Source organism: Streptomyces seoulensis, from assembly GCF_022846655.1.
Classification (GTDB): domain Bacteria; phylum Actinomycetota; class Actinomycetes; order Streptomycetales; family Streptomycetaceae; genus Streptomyces.
Genome location: NZ_AP025667.1, coordinates 4,345,837 through 4,363,096, shown reverse-complemented (window position 1 = coordinate 4,363,096; position 17,260 = coordinate 4,345,837). Strand labels below are relative to the sequence as shown.

Sequence of the window (17,260 nt, the reverse complement as noted above, 5' to 3'; positions counted from 1 at the left end):
GTACGACGGGAGACGCGGCGCCGGAACGACCCCGGCCACCCGCGCCCGCCCCGGCCCCACGAACAGCCAACGACCGGCCGGACCCCCCGGTCACGTGACCCGGGGTTTTCGCCAGGGCTTCCGAATCCCCGGCGTCCGTGACCGGTGGAACCCGTGCCCCGCCCCTCCCCGCCGCCGTGGCATCATCGGCCGGGGTTCGGTGGAGAGAAGGGGTCGCGGACGGTGATGGAGAGCGTTCTCGGTGTGTCCGGCCGGGTGGGAGCGTCGTTGCTCGACGGGTTCTCGCTGGAGATGACCGGGAAGGACGTGCCGCGGCTGGAGGAGGCGCGCGCGGCTATCGCCCCCGGAACCCGGATCAACATCACCTACCTCGCGGGCGAGGACCCCGGTATGCGGCTGGCGGCCGCGCGGGCGGTGCGGGAGTGCGGGTTCGTGCCGGTGCCGCACCTGTCGGCCCGGCGGCTGCCCTCCAGCGCCGAGCTGGAACGTTTCCTCGCCGGACTGGCCGAGGAAGGCGCCGTGGAGAACGTGTTCGTGGTCGGCGGCGACCCGGCCCGCCCCGAGGGACCGTACGAGGACGCGCTCTCCGTCATCCGCAGCGGGCTGCTCCAGCGGTACGGCGTACGACACGTCGGCATCTGCGGCTACCCGGAGGGGCACCCGGCGATCGGCGACGACGCGCTGTGGTCGGCGCTCACCGGCAAGGCGGCCGCGCTCGAGGCGGCGGGGCTCACGGGCGACGTCATCACCCAGTTCGGCTTCGACGCCGACGCCGTCCTCACCTGGCTGGAGGCCCTGCGCGGGCGCGGGGTGCACCTCCCGGTGCGCGTCGGCGTGCCCGGCCCGGCCGGGGTGCGGCGGCTGCTCGGGTACGCGACCCGGTTCGGGGTCGGCACCGGTGCCGGTGTCGCCCGCAAGTACGGGATGTCGCTGACCAACCTCATGGGCACGGCGGGCCCGGACCGCTTCCTGGACGACCTGGTCTCCGGCTGGGACCCGGCCCGCCACGGCACCGTCGGGCTGCACTTCTACACCTTCGGCGGGCTCCGCCCGACCGCCGAGTGGATCACGCGGTACCGGACGGACCGAGGCTGACCCCGTCCGAGGTGCATGTCGGAATCTCGCCAGCCAGGGGTGCCGAACTGCCCGATGCTTGAGGCATGCGGAAAGCGACCACCACGAGCCCCGACGCCCCCTTCGACCGGGAGCACTGCGTGCACGCCGTCCAGTCCAAGGACGCCCGGTTCGACGGCTGGTTCTTCACCGCCGTGCTCACCACCCGCATCTACTGCCGCCCGAGCTGCCCCGTGGTGCCGCCCAAGGCGGAGAACATGACCTTCTACCCGAGCGCCGCCGCCTGCCAGCGCGCCGGGTTCCGCGCCTGCAAGCGCTGCCGCCCCGACGCCACCCCCGGCTCCCCCGAGTGGAACCACCGCGCCGACCTGGTGGCCCGCGCCATGCGGCTCATCGCGGACGGGGTCGTCGACCGCGAGGGCGTGCCCGGACTTGCCGCCCGGCTCGGCTACTCCGCCCGCCAGATCGAGCGCCAGCTCCTGGCCGAACTCGGCGCCGGCCCCCTCGCCCTGGCCCGCGCCCAGCGCGCCCAGACCGCGCGGCTGCTGATAGAGACCACCGGGCTGCCCATGGCGGAGATCGCCTTCGCCGCCGGGTTCTCCTCCATCCGCACCTTCAACGACACCGTCCGCGAGGTCTTCGCCCTCGCCCCGACCGACCTGCGCACCCGCGCACCCCACGCGCAAGCGGCCGGAACCGCGGGCACGCTCACGCTCCGGCTGCCGTTCCGCGCGCCGCTGAACCCCGACAACCTCTTCGGCCACCTCGCCGCCACCGCCGTACCCGGCGTGGAGGAGTGGCGGGACGGCGCCTACCGGCGCACGCTGCGGCTGCCGTACGGGCACGGCATCGTCGCCCTCACCCCCGAGGCCACCCACATCGGGTGCCGGATCGCCCTCAGCGACCTGCGCGACCTCACCGTGGCCATCAGCCGCTGCCGCAGGCTGCTCGACCTCGACGCCGACCCGGTCGCCGTGGACGAGCGGCTGCGGGCCGACCCGGTGCTCGCCCCGCTGGTGGACGCCGCGCCGGGGCGCCGGGTGCCGCGCACGGTGGACGAGGCCGAGTTCGCCGTACGCGCGGTGCTCGGACAGCAGGTGTCCACGGCCGCCGCCCGCACGCACGCCGCCCGGCTGGTCACCGCGCACGGCAAACCGCTGGACGACCCCGAGGGCGGCCTCACCCACCTCTTCCCCGACCCCGACGCGCTGGCCGCCGTGGACCCGGAGACGCTGGCCATGCCGCGCAGCCGCCGCGCCACGCTGACCACGCTGGTCGGCGCGCTCGCGGACGGCACCCTGAACCTGGGCGTGGAGGCCGACCGGGCCGAGACCCGCGCCCGCCTGCTGGACCTGCCCGGGTTCGGCCCCTGGACCGCCGACGTCATCGCCATGCGCGCCCTCGGCGACCCCGACGCCTTCCTCCCCACCGACCTAGGCATCCGGCGCGCCGCCGAGACCCTGGGCCTGCCCGGCACCCCGGCGGCGCTCACCGCCCGCGCCGAGGCATGGCGCCCCTGGCGGGCCTACGCCGTGCAGTACCTGTGGGCGACCGACAGCCACCCGATCAACTTCCTCCCGGCCTGAAGCAAGGAACTCCCGTGCGACACCACACCGTGATCGACAGCCCCTACGGGCCGCTGACCCTCGTCGCGGACGCCGACGACGCCCTGTGCGGCCTGTACATGACCGACCAGCGCCACCGCCCGGCCGACGAGACCTTCGGCCCGCGCGACGACACCCTGCGTATCTTCGGCGAGACCCAGGAGCAGTTGACGGCCTACTTCGCCGGTGAGACACGGCGGTTCACCGTCCGGCTCGGCCTGCACGGCACCCCGTTCCAGCGCCGCGTGTGGGACCAGCTCGGCGAGATCCCCTACGGGGAGACCCGGAGCTACGGCCAACTGGCCCTCGCCCTCGGCACCCCCGGCGCCTCACGCGCGGTCGGCCTCGCCAACGGCCGCAACCCGGTCGGCATCATCGTCCCCTGCCACCGCGTCGTCGGCTCCGACGGCAGCCTCACCGGCTACGGCGGCGGCCTGGACCGCAAGCGCCGCCTGCTGACCTTCGAACGCGGCTCGGACCGGGCGGAGACGGGGGTGCTGTTCTAGACGCCGCCCACCGGGACCGCCCCGCCCGCGGCCCAGCGCACCGCGCCGACGGGGACCGCCCCGCTCAGCCGCCCGACGCCCAGCGCACCGCGGCCACAGCCCCGAGGAGCACCGGCGGCAGCGGCCACCACCAGGGCATGACCCGGCGCACCGGCGGCAGCAGCCAGACCGCCGCCGCCGTGACCGCCGCCCCGACGGCCGTCACGCACGACAGCACGATGCCCGCGTAGGCGTCGTCGTCCCAGGGCCCGGACGGGCGGATCGTCAGCGCCGTCCAGCAGAAGTACGCCGCGACGAGCGTGAGCAGCGCCGACGGCACGGCGAGCACCAGGACGACGCACCCGCGGTCGTCCTCGTCCATCAGGCGGCCCGATGGCCGTTCTCCAGCTCCGCCGGGCCGGTGCCGTCCTCCGCCGCGTCCAGGGCCGCGAGGACGCGGCGGCCGAGCTGAGGGGGCAGGAAGTCGGGGAGGTCGGCGCGCGGGACCAGGCGCCAGGACAGCAGCTCCTCCTCCTGGAGGCGGATCGACTTGAGGTCGGCCTCGGTGAGGACGCCGCCGTCGTAGAGGTACGCCACCAGCGGCATGTGGCCGGGCACCGGCACCCAGTCCACCGCCAGCAGCCGGCCCGGCACCCGGTCGAGACCGATCTCCTCCAGCGTCTCGCGGCGCGCGCCGAGCCGGGGCGTCTCACCGTCGTCCGACTCGATCGTCCCGCCCGGCAGCCCCCACCCCGGCCGGTAGTTCGGCTCGACCAGCAGCACGCGCCCCTCCGCGTCCCGGAACAGGGTCGCGGCGGCGGACAGGACGCGCGGCAGGCCCGCGATGTACGTGGCGAAGTCGTCAGAGGTGGTCATCCAGGCAGGGTAACCACGGCAGCCGGGCGAGCGCCGCGCGGCCGGTGTCGTGGCGTTCCGGCCGGTCAGGGGGTGGTGGGGGACACGCCCTAGGGTGGCAAGCCGCGCCGTCCCCGAGGGCGGCGGTCGAGTGTGAGGGGACGCGGAGTGGTGGACGGTGTGGGACGCGGGGTGCTCGTCGCCCCGGACAAGTTCAAGGGGTCGCTGACGGCGGCGGAGGTCGCCGCGCACGTGGCGGCCGGGCTGCGGCGGGCCGTACCGGGCGTCGAGGTCGAGACGCTGCCCGTCGCCGACGGCGGGGACGGGACCGTGGACGCCGCTCTCGCGGCCGGGTTCGAGCGCCGGGAGGTGCGGGTCGCCGGGCCGCTCGGGCGGGAGGTGACCGCCGCCTTCGCGGTGCGTGGTGACACGGCGGTCGTGGAGATGGCGGAGGCGAGCGGACTGCGCCGCCTGCCCGCCGGGACCCTCGCCCCGCTCACCGCGTCCACCCACGGCACCGGGGAGCTGCTGCGGGCCGCGCTCGACTCGGGCGCCCGCACCGTCGTCCTCGGGGTCGGCGGCAGCGCCACGACGGACGGCGGCACCGGGATGCTGACGGCGCTCGGGGCGCGCTTCCTCGACGAGCGGGGCGAGCCGGTCGCGCCCGGCGGCGGAGGGCTCACCGCTCTCGCCCGCGCCGACCTGACCGGTCTCGACCCCCGGCTGGCCTCGGTCGACCTGGTTCTCGCGAGCGACGTGGACAACCCCCTCACCGGCCCGCACGGCGCCGCCGCGGTCTACGGCCCGCAGAAGGGCGCCTCCCCGGCCGACGTGGCCCTGCTGGACGCCGCGCTGACCCGTCTCGCGGCCGTCCTGGCACCCGACCTCGCGGACAGGCCAGGCGCGGGCGCTGCGGGCGGTGCCGGGTACGCGGCGCTGCTGCTGGGCGCCCGGTTCCGGGCCGGTATCGAGGTCATGCTCGACGTACTGGGCTTCGAGGCCGCGCTGGCCCGCGCCGACCTCGTCATCACGGGCGAGGGCGCCCTGGACGAGCAGACCCTGCGCGGCAAGGCCCCGGCCGGGGTGGCCGCGGCGGCCCGCGCCGCCCGCAAGGAGGTCGTCGCGGTGTGCGGCCGCCTGACCCTGCCGCCCGAGGCCCTGCACCGGGCCGGCATCACGGCCGCGTACCCGCTGACCGCCCTGGAGCCCGACCCCGCCGTCTGCATCGCCGAGGCGGGCCCCCTCCTGGAACGCCTCGCGGCCCGCATCGCCGAGCGGCACCTGCCCCGACACTCCTAGGGCGACGCGAAAGGGCCCCGGACCGAAGAAGGTCCGGGGCCCCGAGGCCAGGAGATCCGCGCTACGGCAACTGCGCCGCCCGCGCCTCCCGACGGTTGTCGCGGAAGTTGTTCACCCGGCGGGCCGTGGCGAACAGCGGGATCACCGCGCCCATCACGAGCTGGAGTGCGCAGCCGGTCTGGAGCAGGAGCTGACCGCCGGGGGCCTCGAAGGCCCACGCGGCCAGCAGGCCCATCGACAGCACGATCCAGCCCAGCATGGCGCCGGCGAGGCGGCCGCGCGGCTTCGGGTACTCGACCCGGCTCACCATCAGCCAGGCGGTGCCCAGGATGGCCATCAGCGTGGCCGGGAAGGGCAGCTCCAGCAGCACGATGGAGACGACCGTCAGCGCGCCGAACGGCGAGGGCATGCCCTGGAACATGCCGTCCCTCACCGTCACGCAGGAGAACCGCGCGAGCCTCAGCACCACGGCCAGCAGCACCACGATCGCGCCCAGTGCCGCCACCCGCTGGTGGGCGTCGTCCGCGACCATGCCGTAGACGAGGACGAAGTACGCCGGGGCCAGGCCGAAGCTGATCAGGTCGGAGAGGTTGTCCAGCTCCGCGCCCATCGGGGAGGAGCGCAGCTTGCGCGCCACCAGCCCGTCGAACAGGTCGAAGACCGCCGCGCAGAGCATCAGGATGACCGCCGTGGCCGCGCTGTGGCGGGCCATGCCGGATTCCTGGCTGCCGGTGAGGTGCGGGATGAGGATGCCGGTGGTGGTGAAGTACACCGCCATGAAGCCGCAGGTCGCGTTGCCGAGCGTGAGCGTGTCCGCTATCGACAGGCGCATAGAGAGGGGCATCTCCTCCTCGTCGCCGGCCTCGTCTGCCTCGGGCACCCAGCCCGCCTGTGTCTCTGGATCAATCACGGTCAATGCGAGTCACCCCAGCCACGGTCTTCTGCCCGACCTCGACGTCGACCTCCACGCCCTCGGGCAGGTACAGGTCGACACGCGAGCCGAAGCGGATCAGACCGATGCGGTCGCCCTGCTCGACCTTCGTGCCCTCAGGGATGTAGGGCACGATGCGGCGGGCAACGGCGCCCGCGATCTGGATCATTTCGATGTCGCCGAGTTCGGTGTCGAAATGCCAGACTACGCGCTCGTTGTTCTCGCTCTCCTTGTTGAAAGCCGGAACAAAGCCGCCGGGGATGTGCTCGACCGACGTCACGGTGCCCGAGAGGGGCGCGCGGTTGACGTGGACATTGAGCGGGCTCATGAAGATGGCTACGCGGGTGCGGCCGTCCTTCCAGGGCATGATGCTCTGCACCACACCGTCGGCGGGCGAGATGACGCGTCCCGTGGCGATCTCGCGCTCCGGGTCGCGGAAGAACCACAGCATGCCCGCCGCGAGAGCGGTGGCGGGCACGGCGACGGCCTTGGCGACGCCCGAGCGGCGGGCCCGCGCCAGGCTGAGGGCCGCGGTGGCGACGGTCGGGAGGAGCCACGGCGATGCTCCGCGCGCGAGGCGTACGCCGCCGGCTCGGCTGTCGCTGGGTGCAGAGGTTTGGCTGTGGGGCATGGATGACCTTCGTAGCGGATGATGCCGCGCAATGACGGGGGACGGCGGCTTTCCGGGGATCGTACCGGGCGCGGGGCGCAACTGGGCAAGCCAGGAAGCCGAGTCGGCGGCCGAAGAGCGTCGACGGGGTGTGATCTTCTTCTCGGCGAAAACACCCCGTCTCGGGACAATCAGCCCTGGAATCGATACTCTTCGAGGAGTCGGCGGCCGATGATCATTTTCTGGATCTCGGCGGTACCCTCACCGATCAGCAGCATCGGCGCCTCGCGGTACAGGCGCTCGATCTCGTACTCCTTGGAGAAGCCGTAGCCGCCGTGGATGCGGAAGGCGTCCTCCACCACTTCCTTGCAGTACTCGGAGGCGAGGTACTTGGCCATCCCGGCCTCCAGGTCGTTTCGCTGCCCGGAGTCCTTTTTGCGCGCCGCGTTGACCATCATCGCATGCGCGGCCTCGACCTTCGTCGCCATCTCGGCCAGCTTGAACTGGATGGCCTGGTGCTGGGCGATCGGCTTGCCGAAGGTGTGCCGCTGCTGCGCGTACCCGACGCCCAGCTCGAACGCGCGCTGGGCGACACCGCAGCCACGGGCCGCCACATTGACGCGGCCGACCTCGACCCCGTCCATCATTTGGTAAAAACCCCGGCCCGTGACGCCGCCGAGCACCCGGTCCGCGGGCACCCGCAGACCGTCCATGATCAGCTCGGTGGTGTCGACGCCCTTGTAGCCCATCTTGTCGATCTTGCCGGGGATGGTGAGACCGGGTCGGACCTCGCCGAAGCCGGGCTCCTTCTCCACCAGGAAGGTCGTCATGGACTTGTGGGGCGCGGTGCCCTCGGGGTGTCCTTCGTCACTGCGGACCAGAACGGCCACCAGGGAGGACGTGCCGCCGTTCGTCAGCCACATCTTCTGGCCGTTCAGGACGTACTCCTCGCCGTCCTTCACCGCCTTGGACGTGATGGCCGACACGTCCGAGCCGAGCGCCGGCTCCGACATCGAGAACGCGCCCCGGATGTCGCCCGCCGCCATGCGCGGCAGGAAGTGGTCCTTCTGCTCCTCGGTGCCGTGCTGCTTGAGCATGTACGCCACGATGAAGTGCGTGTTGATGATCCCGGAGACCGACATCCAGCCGCGGGCGATCTCCTCCACGCACAGCGCGTAGGTGAGCAGCGACTCGCCCAGGCCCCCGTACTCCTCGGGGATCATCAGACCGAAGAGGCCGAGCTCCTTGAGCCCGTCCACGATCTGCTGCGGGTACTCGTCGCGGTGTTCGAGCTCCGTGGCGACCGGGATGATCTCCTTGTCCACGAAGTCGCGGACGGTGGAGAGGATCTCCGTCTGGATGTCCGTCAGTCCGGCGGTCCGGGCGAGGCGCGCCATCTACTTCACCTGCTCCTTGAGCTCCGGGCGGCCGGGCTGCTCGCCGCCGCGCTCCTTGATGTACGTCTCGGTCGGCACCATGACCTTGCGGCGGAAGACGCACACCAGGGTGCCGTCCTGCTTGTAGCCCTTGGTCTCCACGTACACGATCCCGCGGTCGTCCTTCGACTTCGACGGCCACTTGTCGAGCACGGTCGTCTCGCCGTAGATCGTGTCGCCGTGGAAGGTCGGCGCCACGTGCTTGAGCGACTCGATCTCCAGGTTGGCGATCGCCTTGCCGGACACGTCCGGCACCGACATGCCGAGCAGGAGGGAGTAGATGTAGTTGCCCACCACGACGTTCTTGCCGAAGTCGGTCGTGCTCCCGGCGTAGTTGGCGTCCATGTGGAGCGGGTGGTGGTTCATGGTGAGGAGGCAGAAGAGGTGGTCGTCGTACTCGGTGACCGTCTTGCCGGGCCAGTGCTTGTAGACCGCCCCGACCTCGAACTCCTCGTAGGTGCGCCCGAACTGCATGCTCACGCCTCCGGAATCTCGAACTTGGTCGTCCGCCGCATCCCGGCCGCGCGGCCCTTGCCCGCGACGACCAGGGCCATCTTGCGGCTGGCCTCGTCGATCATCTCGTCGCCGAGCATCGCCGAGCCCTTCTTGCCGCCCGCCTCGGAGGTGCAGTACTCGTAGGCGTCCAGGATCAGCTCGGCGTGGTCGTAGTCCTCCTGCGAGGGGGAGAAGACCTCGTTGGCGGCGTCCACCTGGCCGGGGTGCAGCACCCACTTGCCGTCGAAGCCGAGCGCGGCGGCGCGGCCGGCGACCTCGCGGAAGCCGTCGACGTTGCGGATCTGGAGGTAGGGGCCGTCGATCGCCTGGAGGTCGTTGGCGCGGGCTGCCATCAGGATCTTCATCAGGATGTAGTGGTAGGCGTCCGCCGGGTAGCCGGGCGGCTGCTCGCCCACGACCAGGGTCTTCATGTTGATCGACGCCATGAAGTCGGCCGGGCCGAAGATGATCGTCTCGATGCGCGGGGACGCCTGCGCGATCTCGTTGACGTTGTTGAGGCCCTGCGCGTTCTCGATCTGCGCCTCGATGCCGATGCGGCCGACCTCGAAGCCCATCGTCTTCTCGATCTGCGTCAGCAGCAGGTCAAGGGCGACGATCTGCTGGGCGTTCTGCACCTTCGGCAGCATGATGCAGTCGAGGTTCGGACCCGCGCCCTCGACCACCGTCACGACGTCGCGGTACGTCCACTCGGTCGTCCAGTCGTTGACCCGCACGACCCGCGTCTTGCCCGTCCAGTCACCCTCGTTGAGGAACTTGACGATGGTGTGCCGCGCCTCCGGCTTGGCGAGCGGCGCGCACGCGTCCTCCAGGTCCAGGAAGACCTGGTCGGCCGGGAGGTCCTGCGCCTTCTCCAGGAAGCGCGGGTTGCTCCCCGGCACCGCGAGACAGGAGCGGCGCGGGCGAAGGCGGTTGACGGGGGACGTCATGCGGGGACCTCCAGGGGGTCGAGCTTGTTCGCTTTACGGATCTCGTCGACGATACGGCCGATGATTCCGGTGATGTCGAAGTCCTTCGGGGTGAACACGGCCGCCACACCGGCCGACTTCAGCAGTTCGGCGTCGGCGTTCGGGATGATCCCGCCCGCGATCACCGGGATGTCGTGCGCTCCGGCCTCGCGCAGCCGGTCCAGCACGTCCGGCACCAGTTGGGCGTGCGAGCCGGACAGGATGGACAGGCCGACCGCGTGCACGTCCTCCGCGAGAGCGGCGTCCACGATCTGCTCCGGGGTCAGCCGGATGCCCTGGTAGACCACCTCGAACCCGGCGTCACGGGCGCGTACGGCGATCTGCTCGGCGCCGTTGGAGTGCCCGTCCAGGCCCGGCTTGCCCACCAGGAACCGCAGCTTGCCCACGCCCATGTCCCGCGCGGTGGCGTCCACCCGCGCCCGCACCCCGGCCATCGCCGAGCCGGCCTCGGCGGGCACCGCCACCGGGGCGGAGGAGACGCCGGTCGGCGCCCGGTACTCACCGAACACCTCGCGCAGCGCCCCCGCCCACTCGCCGGTCGTGACCCCGGCGCGGGCGCACTCCAGCGTGGCCTCCATGAGGTTGGCGGTGCCCTTGGCGGCCTCCTTCAGCTTCTCCAGCGCCTTGCAGGGGCGCGGGTGGTTGAAGGGCGGCTGGTAGCGGGTGTCCCGCCAGGTGCCCAGGGCCTCGATCACCCGGTTCTCCACGGCCGGGTCGACCGTCTGGATCGCCGTGTCCAGGTCGGCGGTGAGCGGGTTGGGCTCGGTCGTCTCGAAGATGTTGACGCCGATGATCTTCTCGTCGCCCGACTCGATCCGCGCCCGCCGCTCGGCGTGCGAGGCGACCAACTGGGCCTTGAGATAACCGGATTCGACGGCGGCCATCGCGCCGCCCATCTCCTCGATGCGGGCCATCTCCGCAAGTGAGTCATCGACCAGTGCGGCCACCTTCTCCTCGATGACGTGGCTGCCGGCGAAGATGTCCTCGTACTCCAGCAGATCGCTCTCGTGCGCCAGCACCTGCTGGATGCGCAGCGACCACTGCTGGTCCCAGGGGCGGGGCAGGCCCAGGGCCTCGTTCCAGGCGGGCAACTGCACGGCACGCGCGCGGGCGTCCTTGGAGAGCGTCACCGCGAGCATCTCCAGCACGATCCGCTGGACGTTGTTCTCCGGCTGCGCCTCGGTCAGACCGAGCGAGTTGACCTGGACGCCGTAGCGGAACCGGCGCTGCTTGGGGTTCTCGATGCCGTACCGCTCACGGGTGACCTGGTCCCAGATGCGGCCGAACGCCCGCATCTTGCACATCTCCTCGACGAAGCGGACGCCCGCGTTGACGAAGAAGGAGATGCGGGCCACCACGTCGCCCATGCGCTCCTCGGGCACCTGGCCGGAGTCGCGCACGGCGTCGAGCACCGCGATGGCGGTGGACATGGCGTACGCGATCTCCTGGACCGGCGTGGCCCCGGCCTCCTGCAGGTGGTAGCTGCAGATGTTGATCGGGTTCCACTTGGGGATGTGGGAGACCGTGTACGCGATCATGTCGGTCGTCAGCCGGAGCGAGGGTCCCGGCGGGAAGACGTGTGTCCCGCGCGACAGGTACTCCTTGACGATGTCGTTCTGGGTCGTGCCCTGGAGCTTGGTGACGTCCACACCCTGCTCCTCGGCGACGACCTGGTAGAGCGCCAGCAGCCACATGGCGGTGGCGTTGATCGTCATCGAGGTGTTCATCTGCTCCAGGGGGATGTCCTGGAACAGCCTGCGCATGTCACCCAGATGCGAGACGGGCACACCGACCCGGCCGACCTCGCCGCGGGCGAGGATGTGGTCGGCGTCGTAGCCGGTCTGGGTGGGCAGGTCGAACGCCACCGACAGACCGGTCTGGCCCTTGGCCAGGTTGCGCCGGTACAGCTCGTTGGACGCCTCCGCCGTGGAGTGACCGGCGTACGTGCGCATGAGCCACGGCCGGTCCTTCTGACGCTGTGTCATCTGTGGGCCTCCGCCGCGCTCAGACGTTCCGGAAGCGGTTGATCGCGTCGATGTGCTCGGCGCGCTTCTCCGCGTCGCGCACGCCGAGCCCCTCCTCGGGGGACAGGCACAGCACGCCGACCTTGCCCTGGTGCAGGTTGCGGTGCACGTCGTACGCGGCCTGGCCGGTGTCCTCCAGGGAGTACACCTTCGACAGCGTCGGGTGGATCTTGCCCTTGGCGATCAGGCGGTTGGCCTCCCACGCCTCGCGGTAGTTGGCGAAGTGGGAGCCGATGATGCGCTTGAGCGACATCCACAGGTAGCGGTTGTCGTACTCGTGCATGTAGCCCGAGGTCGAGGCGCAGGTGGTGATGGTGCCGCCCTTGCGCGTGACGAAGACGCTCGCGCCGAAGGTCTCGCGGCCGGGGTGCTCGAAGACGATGTCGATGTCCTCGCCGCCGGTCAGCTCGCGGATGCGCTTGCCGAAGCGCTTCCACTCCTTCGGGTCCTGGGTCTGCTCGTCCTTCCAGAACTTGTAGCCCTCGGCGTTGCGGTCGATGATCGCCTCGGCGCCCATCGAGCGGCAGATGTCCGCCTTCTGGTCGCTGGAGACGACGCAGATCGGGTTGGCGCCGCCGGCCAGCGCGAACTGGGTGGCGTAGGAGCCGAGTCCGCCGCTCGCGCCCCAGATGAGGACGTTGTCGCCCTGCTTCATCCCGGCGCCGTTGCGGGAGACGAGCTGGCGGTAGGCGGTGGAGTTGACCAGGCCGGGGGCCGCGGCCTCCTCCCAGCTCAGGTGGTCCGGCTTCGGCATGAGCTGGTTGGACTTGACGAGCGCTATCTCCGCGAGCCCGCCGAAGTTGGTCTCGAAGCCCCAGATCCGCTGCTCGGGGTCGAGCATGGTGTCGTTGTGGCCGTCCGAGGACTCCATCTCGACGGAGAGGCAGTGCGCGACGACCTCGTCACCGGGCTTCCAGGCGTTCACGCCGGGGCCGGTGCGCAGCACGACGCCCGCGAGGTCGGAGCCGATGATGTGGTACGGCAGGTCGTGCCGCTTGGCCAGCTCGTTCGTGCGGCCGTAGCGCTCCAGGAACCCGAAGGTGGACAGCGGCTCGAAGATCGAGGTCCACACCGAGTTGTAGTTCACCGAGGAGGCCATCACGGCCACCAGGGCCTCGCCGGGGCCCAGCTCGGGCAGCGGCACCTCGTCGAGGTGGGTGGACTTGCGCGGGTCCTTGTCGCGGGTGTCCAGCCCCGCGAACATCTCCGTCTCGTCCTTGTGCACGGTGATCGCGCGGTACGACTCGGGCAGCGGCAGCGCGGCGAAGTCGGCGGACGTGGAGTCCGGGGACTGGATCGCGGCGAGGATGTCCTTCACGGTCACGGTATTGCCTCCGGCGGTGAGCGCCCTGTCAGGGAGGGGCGCTGGGGTTTCGTCGGTGCGGGAAGTGCGCTCTGAGGGTGCGAGGGGTGGGCCGTCTGTTCGGCGGCTGGTGCTTCGGCGGCGCTTTGTGGCGCGGGAGGTTGCCTGTGACGCAGGCGTCCGGACGCGCAAACCGGGGGGCTTGCGGGGACAGCCGACGCGCGGGATTTCGCTACGCGCCGGCCGTCCGGACACTCTCAACGTATGACACGGCGTGTCAGGCGGCAAGGCACTGAGTGCCAGAACTTCCACTCACATGAAATCTTTACGTAACAAATGAGCGATGATCGATCGAACGGGCTCGGGGAGCCGGGTGAAAGCGGCCCCCGGCATGCCAAAACGGCCACCCCGGAGGGTGGCCGTCGTCACAGCGGGAGAGGGCTTGCTCAGCGCTCCTTGAGCGCCTGCTCGATGGTCCGCATGACCTCGTCCAGCGGGGCGTCGGTGCGGGCGACCGTCACCAGCACCTCGCCGTGCGTGGAAGCCGTCGCCGGGGCCGGGGCCGCGGTGCCGGCGGACGTGCTCCGGCCGGCGCCGATGCCGGTGCCGAAGGTGCGGCGGACGATGGCGAAGGCGTGGTCGAGCTGCGCCTCCACATCGCCCTGGCCGTCCGCCCGCAGCCAGCGCCGCAGGACGTGGTTGTGGGCGGTGACCACCGCGGAGGCGGCGACCTCGGCCAGCAGCGGGTCGTCGTTGGCGTCGTCGGCGTGCGCCCGCTCGTCGAAGTGGCCCAGCAGATAGCGGGTGAACAGGCGCTCGTAGCGGGCCACCGAGGCGATCTCCGCCTCGCGCAGCGTGGGCACCTCACGGGTCAGCCGGTAGCGGGCCACCGAGATCTCCGGCTGGGCCGCGTACATCTTCATGACTTCCTTGATCCCGCGGCACACGGTGTCGAGCGGGTGCTCGTGCGCGGGGGCGGCCTTGAGCACCGCCTCGGCCCGGATCAGGGTGTCGTCGTGGTCCGGGAAGATCGCCTCTTCCTTGGAGCGGAAGTGCCGGAAGAAGGTGCGGCGGGCGACGCCGGCCGCCGCGGCGATCTCGTCGACGGTGGTCGCCTCGTACCCCTTGGACGCGAACAGCTCCATGGCGGCGGCCGCCAGTTCCCGGCGCATCTTCAGCCGCTGGGCGGCGGCGCGACCGCCCGCGGCGCTCTCCGGTGCGTCGGAGGAGGCGGATGTACGTGAGGACCTGACGGGCTGGGACATGACCCGAACGTACTGCATGGACGCCGTGCCACGCGCGGGTGCCGGGTGCCCGGAGCCCTCGCCCTGAAGGTGGGCGGGGGCCCGGCCGGGCGGGGTGAGGCCGCCCGGTTCGAGCAGCCCTCCCCACTCCGGCCGGTCCCGGAAACCGTCGCCGTCAGCGGCGGGCATACTCGCGGAAGCCCCGGCCGGTCTTGCGGCCCAGGCAGCCCGCCGCCACCAGGTGCTCCAGCAGCGGCGCCGGGGCGAGGCCCGGGTCGCGGAACTCGCGGTGCAGCACCTTCTCGATGGCCAGCGAGACGTCGAGACCGACCACGTCCAGCAGTTCGAACGGACCCATCGGGTAGCCGCCGCCCAGCCGCATCGCCGCGTCGATGTCGTCGAGGGTCGCGTAGTGCTCCTCGACCATCTTGATCGCGTTGTTCAGGTACGGGAACAGCAGCGCGTTCACGATGAAGCCGGCGCGGTCGCCGCAGTCCACGGGGTGCTTGCCGAGCCGGGCGCAGACCTCACGGACGGTGGCGTGCGTGTCGTCGGCGGTGAGCACGGTGCGCACCACCTCGACCAGCTTCATCGCCGGGGCCGGGTTGAAGAAGTGCATCCCGATCACGTCCTGCGGGCGCGAGGTGGCGCGGGCGCAGGCGACGACGGGCAGCGAGGAGGTCGTGGTGGCCAGGACCGCGCCCGGCTTGCAGACCTTGTCCAGCGCCTGGAAGAGCTGCCGCTTGACGTCCAGGTCCTCGGCGACGGCCTCCACCGCGAGGTCCACCTCCGCGAACGCCTCGTAGCCGCCCGCCGGGGTGATGCGCTCCAGCATCCCGGCGGCCGACTCGGCGGTCAGCCGGCCCTTGGCGACCGAGCGGTCCAGCGACTTGCCCACGCGGGCCTTTGCCGCCTGCGCCTTCTCCTCGGTACGGGCGGCGAGGACGACCTCGAACCCGGCCTTGGCGAACACCTCGGCGATGCCCGACGCCATCGTGCCGGACCCGGCCACGCCCACCGAGCGCACCGTACGGCCCGCCGACGCGCTCTCGCCGGGTGCCGGGGTGAGGGCGTCCGGGACGGTCTCGGCGCTGCCGGGGGCCGCGTAGGTGTAGAAGCCGCGCCCCGCCTTGCGGCCGGTCAGGCCCGCCTGGCTGAGCTGCTTGAGGATCGGGGCCGGGGCGTGCAGCCGGTCGCGGGACTCGGTGTACATCGCCTCCAGGACCCGGCGGGCGGTGTCCACGCCGATCAGGTCCAGCAGGGCGAGGGGGCCCATCGGCAGGCCGCAGCCCAGCCGCATCGCCGCGTCGATGTCCTCGCGGGAGGCGTAGCGGGCCTCGTACATCGCGGCGGCCTGGTTCAGGTAGCCGAACAGCAGGCCGTCGGCGACGAATCCGGGGCGGTCGCCGACCCGGACCGGCTCCTTGCCCAGCTCGAACGCGAGGTCGGTGACGGCGGTGACCGCCTGCGGCGCGGTGAGCACCGAGGAGACGACCTCCACCAGCTTCATCGCCTGCACCGGGTTGAAGAAGTGCAGCCCGAGGACCCGCTCGGGGCGTTCCGAGCCGGCGGCGAGCCGGGTGACCGACAGCGCGTTGGTGCCGGTGGCCAGGATCGTCTCCGGCCGCACCACCCGGTCCAGTTCGGAGAGGATCTGCTGCTTGATCTCGTACGACTCCGGGGCCACCTCGATCACGAGGTCGGCGTCGGCCGCCGCCGCGAGGTCGGTGGAGGTGGTGACCCGGTCCAGGACGGCGGCGCGCTCCGGCTCGGTGAGCCGGCCGCGCTCGACGGCGCGGGCGGTGGAGCTCTCCAGCGCCTGGACGCACCGGGCGGCCTGGGTGGCGTCGATGTCGATGCCGACCACCTCGCGGCCGGCCCGGGCCAGGACCTCGGTGAGACCGGTGCCCATGGTGCCGAGACCGACCACGGCGATCGTCCGCAGCGGGGAGGGAGGGGTGTGGGACAGGGGAGTGGCCATCGCGGAACTCCAGGAAGAGTGGTGACGACGAGGAACGCGCCTGACGCGTCGTGGACGCGCAACGGGGCGCGGGGATGCGGGTGTTGCCGGGCCGCGAAGCGCACACGCCCGGTGCCGTCACGCCGGGCGCGCACACGCCCTGGACGGCTCGATCTGCCCGGCCCTGTCCCGGAGCCGGGTCGTGCTCTCGACGGTTGCGTCACCAGACCGTCGCCAGCCGAAGCGCGAGTGGGTAACTCGCTCGTCTGAGCTTAACCAGCGAGTAACGAGCGCGCCAGTGGTCGGCGCCAACTCGCTTTGTGATGTACCTCCCTCAGTCGTCACCACCCGCCTACGCTGGGTACGTGGACGAAGAGTTGCGAGTGCTCACCGAACGCTTACGGCAGGAGTCGCGGGGCGGGGCCGCGTACGAGAGGCTCGTGGGCACCGGGGATCACGATGAGCTGGCCCATGTGCTCACCGCGCCCGGGCAGCCGCTGTGGGCCAGGGAGTTGGCCGCGTTCCGGCTCGGAGTCGCCGGGGACCGGCGGGCGTTCGAGTCGCTGGTGCTGCTCCTCAATCACCGCGACCCGCCCCGCTGCGCCTCGGCCGCCGAAGCCCTGGCCGCCCTCGGCGACCCGCGCACCGCCCGCGCGGCCGCCGCCCTCGCCACCAACGAACTCCGCGTCGCCTACGCCCTGCAGCCGGTACGCCTCCTCGTCCGGCTGCGCGCCCCCGAGTCCGTCCCCGCCCTCATCGCCAACCTCGAACGCCGACTGCGCCCCCACGACCCCTACCGCCGCGTCGCCCTGGCCTGCGTCGAGGGCCTGGGCACCCTGGCCGACCCTCGCGCGAAGCGCGTACTGACGGAGGCGCTCGCCCACCCTGCCCTGGCGGGGGCGGCGATGACGGCGCTCGGCCGCATCCCCCGTCAGAGACAGAGTGGTTGACGCG

At 71.9% G+C, this 17,260-nt stretch carries 16 protein-coding genes; 5 read left to right on the top strand and 11 right to left on the bottom strand.

Translation table 11 applies throughout. The features are described from left to right. Positions 1-225: 225 nt before the first annotated feature. From HEK131_RS20130 to HEK131_RS20120, 3 genes are all read left to right on the top strand, one after another. Complete coding sequence (locus HEK131_RS20130; protein ID WP_244336421.1) at positions 226-1,095, top strand: methylenetetrahydrofolate reductase; 870 nt, start codon at positions 226-228, stop codon at positions 1,093-1,095. A 65-nt stretch (positions 1,096-1,160) separates the two neighbouring features. Beyond that, positions 1,161-2,660 carry a DNA-3-methyladenine glycosylase 2 family protein gene (locus HEK131_RS20125; RefSeq protein ID WP_244336420.1) on the top strand — a complete coding sequence of 500 codons (1,500 nt, stop codon included), beginning with the start codon at positions 1,161-1,163 and terminating at the stop codon, positions 2,658-2,660. Between the two features lie 14 nt (positions 2,661-2,674). Further along, positions 2,675-3,184, top strand: a complete 510-nt coding sequence (locus HEK131_RS20120; RefSeq protein ID WP_217465242.1) for a methylated-DNA--[protein]-cysteine S-methyltransferase — start codon at positions 2,675-2,677, stop codon at positions 3,182-3,184. 64 nt (positions 3,185-3,248) lie between these two features. Here HEK131_RS20120 and HEK131_RS20115 read toward each other — a convergent pair whose 3' ends face one another. Then, positions 3,249-3,545, bottom strand: coding sequence for a hypothetical protein (locus tag HEK131_RS20115; protein ID WP_244336419.1), 297 nt, complete (start codon positions 3,543-3,545; stop codon positions 3,249-3,251). Next, entirely contained in the window at positions 3,545-4,039 is a 495-nt protein-coding gene (locus tag HEK131_RS20110; RefSeq protein WP_217465240.1) for an NUDIX domain-containing protein, read from the bottom strand. Before HEK131_RS20110 ends, HEK131_RS20115 begins: the two co-directional genes overlap by 1 nt. A 150-nt stretch (positions 4,040-4,189) precedes the next feature. On the opposite strand from HEK131_RS20110, the gene HEK131_RS20105 reads away from it, so the two are divergent. Then, positions 4,190-5,317, top strand: coding sequence for a glycerate kinase (locus tag HEK131_RS20105; RefSeq protein ID WP_244452086.1), 1,128 nt, complete (start codon positions 4,190-4,192; stop codon positions 5,315-5,317). Positions 5,318-5,378: 61 nt separating this feature from the next. On the opposite strand, the gene pssA is transcribed toward HEK131_RS20105, so the two are convergent. From pssA to HEK131_RS20060, 9 genes are all read right to left on the bottom strand, one after another. Beyond that, on the bottom strand, positions 5,379-6,197 hold the full coding sequence (gene pssA, locus HEK131_RS20100) for a CDP-diacylglycerol--serine O-phosphatidyltransferase (protein WP_161146182.1): 819 nt from the start codon (positions 6,195-6,197) through the stop codon (positions 5,379-5,381). Between the two features lie 22 nt (positions 6,198-6,219). After that, on the bottom strand, positions 6,220-6,879 hold the full coding sequence (locus tag HEK131_RS20095) for a phosphatidylserine decarboxylase (RefSeq protein ID WP_161146181.1): 660 nt from the start codon (positions 6,877-6,879) through the stop codon (positions 6,220-6,222). Between the two features lie 170 nt (positions 6,880-7,049). Further along, on the bottom strand, positions 7,050-8,255 hold the full coding sequence (locus HEK131_RS20090; protein ID WP_217465239.1) for an acyl-CoA dehydrogenase family protein: 1,206 nt from the start codon (positions 8,253-8,255) through the stop codon (positions 7,050-7,052). Continuing rightward, on the bottom strand, positions 8,256-8,768 hold the full coding sequence (locus HEK131_RS20085) for a MaoC family dehydratase (protein WP_244452085.1): 513 nt from the start codon (positions 8,766-8,768) through the stop codon (positions 8,256-8,258). A 2-nt stretch (positions 8,769-8,770) separates the two neighbouring features. After that, entirely contained in the window at positions 8,771-9,736 is a 966-nt protein-coding gene (locus tag HEK131_RS20080) for an HpcH/HpaI aldolase/citrate lyase family protein (RefSeq protein WP_244336418.1), read from the bottom strand. Then, complete coding sequence (locus HEK131_RS20075; protein ID WP_244336417.1) at positions 9,733-11,760, bottom strand: protein meaA; 2,028 nt, start codon at positions 11,758-11,760, stop codon at positions 9,733-9,735. Before HEK131_RS20075 ends, HEK131_RS20080 begins: the two co-directional genes overlap by 4 nt. 19 nt (positions 11,761-11,779) lie before the next feature. Next, positions 11,780-13,123, bottom strand: a complete 1,344-nt coding sequence (gene ccrA, locus HEK131_RS20070) for a crotonyl-CoA carboxylase/reductase (RefSeq protein WP_217465236.1) — start codon at positions 13,121-13,123, stop codon at positions 11,780-11,782. A gap of 425 nt (positions 13,124-13,548) precedes the next feature. Next, positions 13,549-14,367 carry a TetR family transcriptional regulator gene (locus HEK131_RS20065; protein ID WP_244336416.1) on the bottom strand — a complete coding sequence of 273 codons (819 nt, stop codon included), beginning with the start codon at positions 14,365-14,367 and terminating at the stop codon, positions 13,549-13,551. 154 nt (positions 14,368-14,521) lie between these two features. Continuing rightward, entirely contained in the window at positions 14,522-16,327 is a 1,806-nt protein-coding gene (locus HEK131_RS20060; RefSeq protein ID WP_244336415.1) for a 3-hydroxyacyl-CoA dehydrogenase family protein, read from the bottom strand. 344 nt (positions 16,328-16,671) lie between these two features. Between HEK131_RS20060 and HEK131_RS20055 the strand changes: the two genes are divergently transcribed. Then, a complete protein-coding gene (locus HEK131_RS20055; RefSeq protein WP_217465234.1) occupies positions 16,672-17,256 on the top strand; it encodes an adenylosuccinate lyase in 585 nt (194 codons plus the stop codon). The last annotated feature ends 4 nt before the right edge of the window (positions 17,257-17,260 follow it).

Excerpts from the sequence above, each read along its gene's own strand:
- HEK131_RS20110 (WP_217465240.1), bottom strand. The coding sequence starts at position 4,039 with ATGACCACCTCTGACGACTTCGCCACGTACATCGCGGGCCTGCCGCGC.
- HEK131_RS20075 (WP_244336417.1), bottom strand. The coding sequence starts at position 11,760 with ATGACACAGCGTCAGAAGGACCGGCCGTGGCTCATGCGCACGTACGCC.
- HEK131_RS20080 (WP_244336418.1), bottom strand. The coding sequence starts at position 9,736 with ATGACGTCCCCCGTCAACCGCCTTCGCCCGCGCCGCTCCTGTCTCGCG.
- HEK131_RS20115 (WP_244336419.1), bottom strand. The coding sequence starts at position 3,545 with ATGGACGAGGACGACCGCGGGTGCGTCGTCCTGGTGCTCGCCGTGCCG.
- HEK131_RS20130 (WP_244336421.1), top strand. The coding sequence starts at position 226 with ATGGAGAGCGTTCTCGGTGTGTCCGGCCGGGTGGGAGCGTCGTTGCTC.
- HEK131_RS20060 (WP_244336415.1), bottom strand. The coding sequence starts at position 16,327 with ATGGCCACTCCCCTGTCCCACACCCCTCCCTCCCCGCTGCGGACGATC.
- HEK131_RS20095 (WP_161146181.1), bottom strand. The coding sequence starts at position 6,879 with ATGCCCCACAGCCAAACCTCTGCACCCAGCGACAGCCGAGCCGGCGGC.
- HEK131_RS20090 (WP_217465239.1), bottom strand. The coding sequence starts at position 8,255 with ATGGCGCGCCTCGCCCGGACCGCCGGACTGACGGACATCCAGACGGAG.
- HEK131_RS20085 (WP_244452085.1), bottom strand. The coding sequence starts at position 8,768 with ATGCAGTTCGGGCGCACCTACGAGGAGTTCGAGGTCGGGGCGGTCTAC.
- HEK131_RS20065 (WP_244336416.1), bottom strand. The coding sequence starts at position 14,367 with ATGTCCCAGCCCGTCAGGTCCTCACGTACATCCGCCTCCTCCGACGCA.
- HEK131_RS20125 (WP_244336420.1), top strand. The coding sequence starts at position 1,161 with ATGCGGAAAGCGACCACCACGAGCCCCGACGCCCCCTTCGACCGGGAG.